The sequence below is a fragment of the Paenibacillus sp. FSL R7-0128 genome (genome assembly GCF_038002245.1).
Lineage (GTDB): Bacteria > Bacillota > Bacilli > Paenibacillales > Paenibacillaceae > Paenibacillus_AQ > Paenibacillus_AQ silagei.
In genome coordinates this window covers 2678801-2690697 of sequence record NZ_JBBOCD010000001.1, presented here as the reverse complement: position 1 = coordinate 2690697, position 11897 = coordinate 2678801, and the positions used below count along the sequence as shown (strand labels likewise).

Annotated in this window: 12 protein-coding genes; 4 read left to right on the top strand and 8 right to left on the bottom strand. The window is 53.9% G+C overall.

Annotation, left to right across the window (positions count from 1 at the left end; translation table 11 throughout):
* Positions 1 to 29: 29 nt before the first annotated feature.
* Positions 30 to 524, bottom strand: a complete 495-nt coding sequence (locus NST26_RS10990; protein ID WP_340954159.1) for a hypothetical protein — start codon at positions 522 to 524, stop codon at positions 30 to 32.
* 155 nt (positions 525 to 679) lie between these two features.
* Here NST26_RS10990 and NST26_RS10985 point away from each other — a divergent pair, with 155 nt between their 5' ends.
* Positions 680 to 817: a hypothetical protein gene (locus tag NST26_RS10985; protein ID WP_200869536.1), complete on the top strand. Its 138-nt coding sequence runs from the start codon at positions 680 to 682 to the stop codon at positions 815 to 817.
* Here the strand turns inward: NST26_RS10985 and NST26_RS10980 are convergent.
* The 3 genes from NST26_RS10980 to NST26_RS10970 form a co-directional block, all read right to left on the bottom strand.
* Positions 814 to 2241, bottom strand: a complete 1428-nt coding sequence (locus tag NST26_RS10980) for a L,D-transpeptidase family protein (protein WP_340954161.1) — start codon at positions 2239 to 2241, stop codon at positions 814 to 816. The genes NST26_RS10985 and NST26_RS10980 overlap by 4 nt on opposite strands.
* A 137-nt stretch (positions 2242 to 2378) precedes the next feature.
* Positions 2379 to 2621: a ferredoxin gene (locus NST26_RS10975; RefSeq protein WP_036702186.1), complete on the bottom strand. Its 243-nt coding sequence runs from the start codon at positions 2619 to 2621 to the stop codon at positions 2379 to 2381.
* Between the two features lie 160 nt (positions 2622 to 2781).
* Positions 2782 to 4074: a DNA polymerase IV gene (locus NST26_RS10970; RefSeq protein ID WP_340954164.1), complete on the bottom strand. Its 1293-nt coding sequence runs from the start codon at positions 4072 to 4074 to the stop codon at positions 2782 to 2784.
* Between the two features lie 196 nt (positions 4075 to 4270).
* Here NST26_RS10970 and cimA point away from each other — a divergent pair, with 196 nt between their 5' ends.
* Positions 4271 to 5890 (top strand): citramalate synthase, encoded by a 1620-nt coding sequence (gene cimA, locus NST26_RS10965; RefSeq protein WP_340954166.1) that lies wholly within the window; start codon positions 4271 to 4273, stop codon positions 5888 to 5890.
* Between the two features lie 95 nt (positions 5891 to 5985).
* On the opposite strand, the gene NST26_RS10960 is transcribed toward cimA, so the two are convergent.
* The 4 genes from NST26_RS10960 to NST26_RS10945 form a co-directional block, all read right to left on the bottom strand.
* Positions 5986 to 6546, bottom strand: a complete 561-nt coding sequence (locus tag NST26_RS10960) for a TlpA family protein disulfide reductase (RefSeq protein ID WP_340954169.1) — start codon at positions 6544 to 6546, stop codon at positions 5986 to 5988.
* Between the two features lie 372 nt (positions 6547 to 6918).
* Positions 6919 to 7668 (bottom strand): exonuclease domain-containing protein, encoded by a 750-nt coding sequence (locus NST26_RS10955; protein WP_209874255.1) that lies wholly within the window; start codon positions 7666 to 7668, stop codon positions 6919 to 6921.
* Positions 7665 to 8738 carry a DUF294 nucleotidyltransferase-like domain-containing protein gene (locus tag NST26_RS10950; protein ID WP_245368266.1) on the bottom strand — a complete coding sequence of 358 codons (1074 nt, stop codon included), beginning with the start codon at positions 8736 to 8738 and terminating at the stop codon, positions 7665 to 7667. Before NST26_RS10950 ends, NST26_RS10955 begins: the two co-directional genes overlap by 4 nt.
* 39 nt (positions 8739 to 8777) lie before the next feature.
* The gene (locus NST26_RS10945; protein WP_036725199.1) at positions 8778 to 10172 is read right to left on the bottom strand and encodes an ammonium transporter; all 1395 of its coding nucleotides are present in this window, start codon (positions 10170 to 10172) and stop codon (positions 8778 to 8780) included.
* Positions 10173 to 10734: 562 nt separating this feature from the next.
* Between NST26_RS10945 and NST26_RS10940 the strand changes: the two genes are divergently transcribed.
* Both NST26_RS10940 and NST26_RS10935 read left to right on the top strand, forming a co-directional pair.
* Entirely contained in the window at positions 10735 to 11166 is a 432-nt protein-coding gene (locus tag NST26_RS10940; protein ID WP_036725200.1) for a MerR family transcriptional regulator, read from the top strand.
* Between the two features lie 34 nt (positions 11167 to 11200).
* Entirely contained in the window at positions 11201 to 11878 is a 678-nt protein-coding gene (locus tag NST26_RS10935) for a zinc metallopeptidase (RefSeq protein ID WP_425355115.1), read from the top strand.
* The last annotated feature ends 19 nt before the right edge of the window (positions 11879 to 11897 follow it).

Genomic DNA, 11897 nt, shown 5'->3' with positions numbered 1-11897 from the left:
CCGTACTTCCTTAACGCCGCTGCCAATCCTCACAGATTCCCCGTAATTTCAATCCCGTCCGCAGTCCGCAGGTGATTCCTTGCCCAGCTTATGAACTGGTTCAGGAAATCCTGCAGTTCAGCGTCTGTAACCGGCTGCTGCTCCAGTTCAGTCAAGATAGACTCCCACTGGCTCTTCGGAATCGGGTTCTCCCAGCACGGGTCCAGCGATGTCATCTCTTCCCCGGTGAACGGATCGGATAGAGGGAAGACCCTGCTGACCGCAGGCTTAAGATATTCGAAATCGCCTTCATAAATAAACAGCATCTCTCCCGGTGCATTCCCGCCCGCGTCCATGTTCAAATCATACCGGGAAAAGGTGAACCCTATATTCCTCGGCGGACCTGTGTAGCGGTAGAGCAGTACCGGAATTTTGCTTTTGGACCTGCTTGCCATGGCAGCATCACTCCTGCTTTTGTGTTCTTCACGCTCCAGCATAAAACCTTCCTTATGATACTCCAGCCGGTATTCCTCTGTATAGACCAAGACTTCGGCCAGCCAGTCCCTACCGTAAGAGATTGCAGCTAGACTTGTCTTTTCATCCAGACTAGAATAGAGGAGCGGGTACAAGTTCCATGCACCACCGCCAATCCTCACATGTAAGGGTTATCACAGAATAAGAGAGAAAGAAGGGTGACCAAATGTCAACGAAACGCAAACCTCCCACACTCCAGCAAAAAAAAGAAGAAGTCAACCGCAAAGCCATTCTGTGGATCAGCGCCAGCCTGGTACTGCTGATTGCGCTTATCGCCGTTTTATTTGTCTTTGTCGGGAATTAGTTCAGCCAATGGTACACTTTATGGGGGTTGGTCTGATTACGGGGCGAATCCGAAGGGAAACGTTCCTCCGGTACGACAAGCTCCTCAGGCAAAACCCCTTGACTGATTTGAACCTTCGTGCCCATCGGCACCATGGCGAACAGTTCCTCCACATCCTTCCGGCTCATCCGGATACACCCCAGCGACTCATCCTTGCCGATGCTATCCGGCTCATTCGTCCCGTGAATCGCATAATTACTGTCCGAGAGCTGCATACCGCGGCTGCCGAACTCCCCGTTATCGCGCCCGTTCGGGTTCACGACCTTATCCTTAATGAAGAACTCCCCTTCAGGGGTCTTATCTCCGCCGAGTCCTACGGCATAATTCCGTAAAATCACATTGCCGCTGGTGACCGCCAGACGGTGGTTTTGCTTATCTACAATAATAGCAAGCGGTTCTTTGAAAAAAAGCTTCTCCCCCGGCCCCTCCGCCGGACCTCCGCCGCCCGTCTGCTCTTGCCCCGGAATACCTGCATCTTGTCCGCCGGACGGCTGCGGTGATGCTGAGAACAGCGGCGCCTCTCCCCGTGCGGCTCTGCGCAGAGGTGCGAAGGCTTCCTTCATCAGCGGGGTGATGCCGCCCAGCACGTTCGCCGGGAACGGCTTCACTAATTCCTGCACCGCTTCGGGATATGCTCCCTTGCTGCTCTTGTACGCACGCAGCGCACTCCAGAGCACAGCCAGCTCCTCCTGCTGCTTCTGCCAGCCCAGCCCCTGCTGCTTAAGCTCCGCCGAATCCGGCGGCTGGCATGCGCACGCTGCCGGATTATAGGACTGATAGACTATACGCCCTTCTCCGCTCTTGGCAAGAGTAGCCTCCAGCGGCAGCCCTTTCTTCCACAGCAGCCATTTGCCCGAGCGCTTCATACCGAGCAGTGCGGTGGCGGAAGGCGTCTTCGCCGACTTCAGGATGGCTGCCAGGCCCCCGCCCCCCGCAGCAGCATCCGCCGCTACCGCCGTGAAATCCAGACTTGCCGGTTCTTGCGGACTTCCCTGCGTCTCTGCGGCTGTCTCCGGCAGCACGGCTGAGACCGCTTCGACCGGGGCAGCTGCACCCTTACTGTCCGGCAGAATCCCCGGTGCGACGGCAGCCGGAATAAGCATGAGCAGCAGCAGCATTAGAGCCAGCAGCACCCGGCGCTTCCTGAGCCTCGCGGTCTGCCGTTCCCGGGCCGATTCCAGCAGCCCTTCCTCGTACTGCTGCAGCATTTCCGCGGGCACCTTGCTGCGTTCAAATGCCTCATACACTTCCCCGGCCTGATTATAGCAGTAATTCGCTTTTCCATACTGCCCGTTCTTATAGTATTCCTTACCAAGCAAGTACCATGCCATCTTATTATCCGGATGCATCTGTACATAGGCTTTTAGATGCTGAGCATTCTTCATGTTGGCCTCCACTATTGGTGGTATGGTTATGTATTCGTATGTACCTTCTATTGTATATCGGCAGGGAATGCAAAAAAAGACACCTCAAGCCGCATTTATCGCGGTCCTGAGATGTCTTTTATGGAGACGGCAGAAGCTTAGCCCTCTTTGTTGAAAGGTGCATCTGCAATCTTAATGGAATCTGTAGGGCATCCGTCAGCTGAATCCTGCAGGTCATCGAACAAGTCGTCCGGAATCACAACATTACCGTGGTTGCCGTCGTTCTCATAGATCACTTCTGCCAAACCTTCGTCATCATAATCAAAAATATCAGGGGCCGTCGCGCCACAAGCACCACAAGCGATGCATGTGTCCTTCTCGACCCAAGTGTACTTAGCCATTTTTTTCTCTGCCTCCCGCTTAACTATACAGCCTGCAGTCGCAGCCTGTTATTTTTCTCATATTAATATAAATAGGATACAATTTCAATGAATTTTCAATGTGTTGACATTATTGCCTCATTCTCAGGGATGCTCCAAGCAGCTGATCCCGGGCCTTAATTCACTCTATCTCCTTGTCTGCGCCGCCCAGATTGTCCTTCTGCAGCGAGGTGCCCCGCTCCTTATGGTTACGCAGCCGCGCCGAGTGGCTGTCGCTCAGCATCCCTGCGGTCAGCACCGCATTCTCGCCGAACTTGTTACGCAGCATGTCCATCGCCTTATTAAGCGACTCCTTCTTCGGCTGCCGCTCGTAGTCGAACAGGTCCAGCTGAATAGCCGACTCCTCTTTGGGCATCAGCCCTTGGAGCGTTACCCCCAGCAGCCGCACCGGCTTGTCGCCCTTCCAGTGGCGCGCGAACTGGTCGCATGCTACCTTATAAATGTCCTCGGCGCTCTCGGTGGGAGCCTCAAGCTGGCGGGAGCGGGTGATCGTCTTCATATCCGGCGTGCGGATCGTCAGCTGTACCCCCGCTGCAACCAGCCCCTGCTTCCTCAGCCTCCGCGCAACCTGATCGCTCAGGTTCAGCAGAATCGGGCGCGCCTCAGCCAGCCCTACCACATCATGCGGCAGCGTGGTTGTATGGCCGATGGACTTGCTCTGCTCCCGCTCAGGATTGACGATTCCGTGATCAATCCCGTTCCCCGCCCGCTTCAGCCAGGCGCCCATGACACCGAAATGGCCGACCAGCATCGCCTCGTCCGCGGCTGCCAGCTGTCCGATGCTGTAGATGCCCAGCTTGCGCAGCTTCTCGGCCGTCTTGCCGCCAATGCCGAACATCTCATTGCACGGCTTGTCCCACAGCACGGACGGTACATCGCGCAGCCGCAGCACGGAGATGCCGCTGGGCTTCTTCAGATCAGAAGCAATCTTCGCCAGCAGCTTGTTGGGGGCAATCCCGATGGAGCAAGGCAGACCCAGCTCCTCCATAATCCGCCGCTGCAGCGCCTCGGCAATCTCCGGCGGCGTTCCGAATTGGCGGGAGCCGGTGATATCGAGATAGCATTCGTCTATAGAGACGGCTTCGAGCAGCGGAGTATAGCTGTAGGCAATCTGCATGAATGCATTGGAGTACTTGCGGTATAGATGAAAATCCGGATTAATAAGCATTAAAGACGGACAAATCCGCAGCGCCTTCTGCACCTGCATTCCCGTGGAGATGCCCAGCCTGCGCGCGGCGTAGGAGCAGGTGACGATAATTCCCCTTCTAGCCTCCACGCTGCCCGCCACCGCTGTCGCCTTGCCTTTATATTGCTCCGGATCTTCCGCCTCATGCACAGAGCAGTAGAAGGCATTCATGTCCACATGTAGAATAACCCTGCCGCTTGCCGGATAATATTGATCCACACTCTGCATGGCATCCACCTTCTTATCTTTCGGGGTTCCATTGTTATTGTCAGCATACCTCTACCCCGGCGGGAGGTCAACTTGCCAAGAGAGCCGCTTGTGACAGCGCGGTGAAAAGTTCTTTGTTACTTTCCCGCGTAAAAATGCTATAATATAAAAATTAATTTCCTATGCGAAGGCTAATAACACTTTTAGGAGGACACTCATGTCTAAGTCTATCTCCATCTTCGATACTACCCTGCGCGACGGAACACAAGGCGAGGGGATCAGTCTGTCGGCGGATGACAAGCTGAAGATTGCCAGGAAACTCGACGATCTGGGTGTCCATTATATCGAAGGCGGCAATCCGGGAAGCAACAACAAGGACATCGAATTTTTCAAAAGAGTCCAGGAGCTTCATCTGAATGCCAAGATTACCGCGTTCGGCAGCACCCGGCGCAAAAACACTGTAACCGAGCAGGACGAGGGACTGCAGCGGATGATTACCGCAGGCGTTCCGGCGGCTACCCTGGTAGGAAAATCGTGGGATTTCCATGTTCATACTGCCCTGCAGACCACCCTGGAAGAGAATCTGGCCATGATCTTCGACTCCATCTCTTATTTGAAGCGCAAGGGGCTTGAGGTCATCTTCGATGCAGAGCATTTCTTCGACGGCTTCAAGAACAACCCTGAATACGCCGCTGCTGTTCTCACCCGTGCCCGCGAGGCCGGAGCAGACTGGCTGGTGATGTGCGATACGAACGGCGGCACCCTGCCGCAGGAGATTCATGATATTGTGACAAGCATCGGCGTGCTGCTCCCGGAAGCATCGCTCGGTATTCATACACACAACGATTGTGAGCTTGCGGTTGCCAACACCCTGAGCGCAATCGGTGCCGGTGCCCGGCAGGTTCAGGGGACTATTAACGGCTATGGCGAGCGCTGCGGCAATGCCAATCTGTGTTCCATCATTCCCACACTTCAGCTTAAGATGGGCTATCACTGCATCCCTGGCGATTCCCTGCCGCAGTTAACCAATACGGCCCGGTTCATCAGCGAGGTTGCCAATGTGAATATGCCGGTGAATCAGCCTTATGTCGGCACAGCCGCATTCGCCCACAAGGGCGGCATCCACGTATCTGCCATTTTGCGCGATTCACGCACGTACGAGCATATCGTCCCTGAGCTGGTCGGCAATAAGCAGCGTGTTCTGGTCTCTGAGCTTGCCGGACAGAGCAATGTGCTGTCCAAGGCGCAGGAGATGGGACTCAGCCTTGATCCAAGCAGCGAGCAGGCACGCAAGGTGATTGACAAGATCAAGAATCTTGAACACCAGGGGTATCAGTTCGAAGGCGCAGATGCTTCGCTTGAATTGCTGCTCCGGGAAGCGACCGGCGAGATGAATGAGCTGTTCACCTTCGAGTCGTTCAAGATGCTGGTTGAGAAGACCGCCGGCCGCCCTGTCGTCTCCGAGGCCTTCGTCAAGCTGAAGGTCGGCGGCGAGAGCCTGTACACAGCCGCCGAAGGCAACGGACCGGTCAACGCGCTGGATAATGCGCTGCGTAAGGCGCTGCAGACCTACTTCCCTCAGCTTAAAGATATGCACCTCTCCGACTATAAGGTCCGTGTGCTGGATGAACAGGATCAGACTGCCGCGAAGGTACGTGTGCTGATTGAATCCAAGGATTATAGCGACACCTGGAGCACAGTAGGCGTATCCAGCAACGTGATCGAAGCGAGCTGGGAGGCTCTGGTCGATTCCATGCGATATGCCCTTCTGGGACAGATCTCACTGGAGCAGGGCATCCAGACCAGCAATGAACCGAGAGGTCTGGTGAATCACTGACCTCCTTGGCTTCGCTCTATGCACTCCAAAAAGCCCTCCTCTGCGGAACTTTCTCCGCGCAGGAGGGCTTTTCACTATGCGGCTGATCGCCGGTGCTAAGAGCCAGTCAGCGCAATAATCTTTTTCTCCAGTTCCTCTGCGCTCAGGACCCCCAGAATAATCTCGCTGATGACCCCGTTCTTATCAATCAATACATTGGTCGGGAACACCGCCCCGTTATACTTGTCGAAGATCTGGCCCTTTAGATCATACATTACCGGAAAGGTCAGCATATACTTCTTGACGAAGCGTTCCGCATTAGGCTTGTAATCCTGGCTAGTTACGTTAATGCCGTATACATCCAGCACCTTGCTGTATTTCATAGCCAGCTTATTCAGTTCAGGAGCCTCCTGCCGGCAAGGATCGCACCAGGAGGCCCAGAAGTTAAGAATCACCGGCTTCTCCCTTGCCCCATCGACGCCATATTGCTTATCCCCTTCCTGCACTGTAAAAGGAGGCGCTTTGAGTCCGGCAGATGCACCAATCTCCGGTTCCGCCGTCCGCTGCAGGACCGCAACCGCCTTAGGCTCCGATTTCAATTTATGTTCTATGGCAAGAACGGCCAGAAAAACAATCAAGGCCAGAATCGTTACATTCCGTTTATGGACTGCTTTCATAGAGTTCAGATCCTTTACATGGAGGATTTTTCTCTATTGTACCCCCACTTGCTCCAGTTTCAAACGTTATCATAAAAAAAGAGGATTCCGTCAAAGACGAAATCCCATGAAGAGAGAGGGGTAAAGCTGACAGCGGCCAGGGAAGCCCCCGGCTGTTCAGACCGGACTCTTCCGTACAGCAGAGGCTGGGGAAGCTTCTGCTGCCCGGCTGCCGCAGGAGACCTGCGAACAGCTGCTGGCGCTGCCGCAGCGGGTGGCATGTGTATTGGCCTAAGGCCGATACGCAACGTAGCGCCTGACCCGCCGCCTTCCAGATATACCTTAATCAGTCCCCGCTTTGCACTGCAATCCGGCCAGTCTTACCAATAACTCTCATGTCCTGCTTAGATAGGCGTATAAGTCGCCTAACGTATCTACCTGATTCTTTTGTAAGATCTGGCGGATGTAAGCTACCCACAGCTTCGCCGTCATCTTGGCATCCTCCAGCGCATGATGGCGGCCCTCGATGGGAATCTCATGAATCGCCAGCAGCTCATCCAGCGTATAATTGCTGCGGTGCGGCTCCAGCCAGCGGGCCAGCATCATCGTATCCAGCACCCGGTGGGTTAACTGGACCTTGGAGGTCTTCCATAGGGCGGCATTCAGGAACGCCTTATCATGGGCACTTCCGTGCGCCACCAGTACCCGCTGCCCGACGAAGGACATGAAGTTATGCAAGCCGTCCATCAGCGGCGGAGCAGAGGAGGTCATCTCTGCTGAGATTCCGGTCAGTCTCGTAATATTGTCCGGAATCGTTGCCCCGCAGTTCACCAGTGTATAGAAGCATTCCTCTGCCTTGATCTCTTCCCCGACCACCCGGATCGCCCCGATGGACATAATCTCATCCCCGCCCTGGTGGGAGAAGCCCGTAGTCTCCAGATCGAATATCACCGTCTCCAGTTCAGACAGCGGAGTATGCAGCACCTCGGGACGCCGTTTCTCACGCATCAGAGAACGGATAAAGGCCATTTGCTGGGCTGTCTGCTGCGCCGATTCTCCGCCTCTCATGGAAGCGATGGCGGAGGGCATTCCGCCTTGCCGCAGATTATTCCAGAATCCTCCGCCCTTGCTCGGCTCCTTCATAGCTGTCTCCTTTCCGCTGACCGGAGCTGCCGCTGCAGCGCCTTATGCAGGCGTCTGATCAGCAGCAGGCTTTCCCGCAGCTCCGCCCGGAGCTGCTTATTCTTCAGATCATTCTCGGCATAATAATCGCTGCTCACGAGCAGGCCGTCCGTCACTGTAAACGGCGTGTTCACCCGCATCCTGAGCGCCGTCAGACAAGCGCGCCTGATCTCTTCCAGATGCTGATACTGCTCCAGCTTAGCCAGCTCATCAAGCCGCTTCAGTGTCGAAGATGCTTCGATTCCGTGCAGCAGCGACAAATGCCTGACAATATTGACAAGCGGAATGTAGAGACCATATTTGACATCGAAGCCGCCAGCATTATCACCGAACCGCTCCGTGAGCACCTGCCCCAGCAGATTCAGCGTTGCTTTATGGCGCACCGTATTGCGCAGTACCGCCATCGTCAATTTGCTGTTATCTGTGAATCCGGCATGCAAGGCTTCCCGCCACTGCGCAGACAGTGCCTCACTTCCCGCTACATGGCGCATATCCGAAGCTATAATCAGGTACCGGACAGGCTCCCATTCGAGCTGCTCCATCCAGTCAGACAGCTGGCGCTTCCAGTCTGCCAGTGACTTCCGCCAGAGCGGCTCAGAGCACATGACCCTGCCCTCGCATTTCTCATAGCCAATCGCCTCAAGCACATCCGACAGCATGCTGCCAAAAGCTTCGAAATACCTTTTCCGCTCACCCTCCAGCGCTTCCTCTACAATTAAGCCGTTATCCTGATCGCTCCACAGCGTAGCCTCCTGCCGGCCCGCACTGCCGAATACAATAAAGGAATAGGCGCAGGGAGGCAGGCCGTAGCCCGCCTCCTTCATCTGCGCCTCACATATGCGTACCGCCGTCCCGGCAAGCTGGTCATGCATCGCATTGACCCGGTGCATCCATACCTGAACGGGAATCACGCCCAGCTGCTCCAGCAGCACTTGTTGACAAGCGGTACGCCTCGCCTTAAGCTCCTCCGGCGAACCGGCTGTTACGATGGACAAGTAACTTTCTTCTTCGTTCCAATCTGCTGCCTCCATCGAAGCCACTCGGTCCGCCTCCCTGCCTGAGTATAAATATTAGTGTTTGAGGGTTTTGGATTCTGATTCACTAATCAGCTTCATTTGCTCAGGATAACCGTACGTACCATGCTCACTGATATCCAGACCCATCAATTCTTCTTCTTCCGTTACACGGATACCCATAACCATCTTCATTACATACAGGATGACGAAGGACATCACAGCTACGAACACGAAGGTTCCGACTACACCCAGTGCCTGCACGCCGAGCTGATGGAAGCCGCCGCCGTAGAACAGACCTGCTTTACCTACAAGTGCGCCTTGTTCAATCAGATCAGGTGCTGCGAAGAGGCCTGTAGACAACGCCCCCCACATACCGGCGATACCATGTACAGAGAAAGCATAGATCGGATCATCCAATCCTGCACGTTCCAGCCACTGCGAGGTCATGAAAGTAAAGGCACCGGCAATGAGACCGATAATGATGGCTGCCCAAGGCTCTACAAAGGCACAGGCACCGGTGATGGCAACCAGAGCTGCCAGTACGCCGTTAAGCATGGCCGGAATATCGGATTTGCCGAAGTACAGCCAGGAAGCTGCCAGTGCTGCCAGACCGCCTGCTGCCGCTGCAATGTTCGTAGTCAGCGCTACGTGTCCGAAGAATCCGCCCATAGGGGACAACGCGCTGCCGGGGTTGAAGCCGAACCAGCCGAACCAGAGAATGATAACACCAAGTACAGTGAAGACCTGGTTATGACCCGGAATAATAACCGGCTTGCCTTCTTTGTTGAATTTGCCAAGACGGGGCTTGAGGAGAATGGTCGCCACTACAGCCGCTGTTGCACCTGTAAGATGGACTACTGTAGAGCCTGCATAATCCTGCATGCTCAGCTCTGCCAGCCAGCCGCCGCCCCATACCCAGTGAGCTACAACCGGATAAATCACAACCGAGAAGAGAATTCCGAAGATAATATATACGCTAAGCTTAGCACGTTCAGCCATACCGCCGGATACAATCGCCAGGGAGACTGCCGCAAATGCCATTTGGAACAGGAATTTCGTATTTAGTGTAACATCGGAAAAGGCCAGGGATTCAAATGCGGAGGCTGTGGAATCTCCACCGTAGAAGAAGCCTGTAGTTCCGAAGAAGCTGTTGCCGTTACCGAAGCCAAGGCCAAAGCCCAGTGCCCAGAAGCACAAGCTGGCAATCGCCAGTGTCAGTACCGTCTTACCGGCCACGTGGCCGGCATTCTTCATCCGGACCGAACCCGCCTCAAGTAATGCGAATCCTGATTGCATGAAGAATACAAGGATAAATGCCAGGAACGTAAATGCAGTGTCGAGTCCAATCTGCAGATCCGGTGCTGCCGGACCCTCAGCCGCGAAGGCGCTGACCGGATAGATCATTAGTGTAATCATACCCAGGAACATCATCAACATCTTTTTTTTCATAGTGTACCCCACTCCCCAATGTTATATTTTCTAACAAAGCGTGAAACTCTTAATGTCATTATAATCAGAAGTCAGGTAAATTGACAAGACTATTTTTTTGAATGCTTTAATTTAATTTTGGAAGCTGCGCTTTTCTTCACTTAAGGACTATTCCCGAGCACGATTACCGGTAACCCGGCACAATTAGCACGCTTCCTTACGTACCAATCATGCAAACGCATACAGTCAACAGAGCTTTTTCCTAAGTTTCATACTGTATTTTTATTAATGTCTATTAGTAAACATGCCTTTTATTATCCCTTGATCACACCATACCGTATCACCCGCTCACCGCGATCCTGATGATTACCAGCTGAGCTGGGCGCTTAAGTATATGACACGACATGTCATGTTTTACATGGATTCTTCTCCTCTAAGGAATATTCTCGCTTCGATTGCCTCCCCAGCATCTTTATGAAAAGTCAGCATATACTTTAAAGTAAGCGTCACGTTTGACTGTACGGTTTCCAATTTGATATGATTATTTTACGCAGGAAATAGCGAGGTGAGATAACTTGGAGATATGACCCTTTACCGGATCGGAGAGCTGGCCAAGGCTGCCGGCATCAGTGAACGTACCATTGATTATTATACGAAGCTTGGACTGATTACACCGGAATCCAGGAGCATGAAGAATTACCGGCTCTACAGTCATGAAACCTTAGTCGTTCTTCAACGTATTAATCAGCTTAAGCAAGAGAAATATACATTGGAAGAAATCAAATCCCTGATGGGCAAGTGGAATGCAGCCACACCTGAGGCTGAGGTCTCCGGCAAGCTGGTCCAGCTTGAGCTTCAGATGCAGCAGCTAGAACGGGAAGTGAAGGCCCTGGAGCCCGTGATAAGCGGTTTGAAGCCTGGCCAGGCCAACCGGGCACTGGCAGCACTGATTCCTCAGGGCGTCGCCTGTATGGAAGCGATCCGGCTTCTGCTGACGCAAGGGCCGCCAATGTAACAGCTTGTAATTTATAATGGAGGAATGAGCACATATGATGCCACTAATGTATCTGTTGTTAGCTGTCGCTTTTATCTTTTCTGTATGGGCCCAGTTCAGGGTCAAGGGCAATTTCAAGAAATGGGCCAAGGTGCCGAACATGAATGGCTTAACGGGTTATGAAGCTGCCCGGCGTATGCTGGATGCCAACGGACTCTACGATGTTCCCATTGAACCGGTTCAGGGAACCCTTACAGACCACTACGACCCGATTAACCGCGTTGTACGGCTGTCGGAGCCTGTATATTATGAAAGCTCCATCGCAGCGGTCTCCGTCGCTTGTCACGAGATCGGCCATGCGATTCAGCACAAGGAGCATTATCCGATGCTGGCGCTGCGCCACCGGATGTTCCCGGTCGTGAACTTCGCCTCCGGGGTCGCTCCCTTCATGCTGCTTGCAGGCTTCATCTTCAGCTCGTTCAACCTTATCGGGCTCGGCATTATCTTCTTCTCTGCCGCAGTAGCCTTCCAGCTCGTCACGCTGCCCGTTGAATTTAACGCCAGCAGCCGCGCGCGCCGGATTATGGTACAGCAGGGCTTCATCCGTAATGATGAAGAGCGCGGCGTAGCCAAGGTCCTGAATGCCGCAGCGCTCACCTATGTGGCAGCAGCGCTGGTATCTCTGATCGAGCTGATCCGCCTGATCCTGATGTTCCTCGGTAACCGCGATTAAGATCTATATTACTACACAG

Coding starts and splice junctions, on each gene's coding strand:
- NST26_RS10985 (WP_200869536.1), top strand. CDS start 680: ATGTCAACGAAACGCAAACCTCCCACACTCCAGCAAAAAAAAGAAGAA.
- NST26_RS10980 (WP_340954161.1), bottom strand. CDS start 2,241: ATGAAGAATGCTCAGCATCTAAAAGCCTATGTACAGATGCATCCGGAT.
- NST26_RS10975 (WP_036702186.1), bottom strand. CDS start 2,621: ATGGCTAAGTACACTTGGGTCGAGAAGGACACATGCATCGCTTGTGGT.
- NST26_RS10970 (WP_340954164.1), bottom strand. CDS start 4,074: ATGCAGAGTGTGGATCAATATTATCCGGCAAGCGGCAGGGTTATTCTA.
- cimA (WP_340954166.1), top strand. CDS start 4,271: ATGTCTAAGTCTATCTCCATCTTCGATACTACCCTGCGCGACGGAACA.
- NST26_RS10960 (WP_340954169.1), bottom strand. CDS start 6,546: ATGAAAGCAGTCCATAAACGGAATGTAACGATTCTGGCCTTGATTGTT.
- NST26_RS10955 (WP_209874255.1), bottom strand. CDS start 7,668: ATGAAGGAGCCGAGCAAGGGCGGAGGATTCTGGAATAATCTGCGGCAA.
- NST26_RS10950 (WP_245368266.1), bottom strand. CDS start 8,738: ATGGAGGCAGCAGATTGGAACGAAGAAGAAAGTTACTTGTCCATCGTA.
- NST26_RS10945 (WP_036725199.1), bottom strand. CDS start 10,172: ATGAAAAAAAAGATGTTGATGATGTTCCTGGGTATGATTACACTAATG.
- NST26_RS10940 (WP_036725200.1), top strand. CDS start 10,735: ATGACCCTTTACCGGATCGGAGAGCTGGCCAAGGCTGCCGGCATCAGT.
- NST26_RS10935 (WP_425355115.1), top strand. CDS start 11,201: ATGATGCCACTAATGTATCTGTTGTTAGCTGTCGCTTTTATCTTTTCT.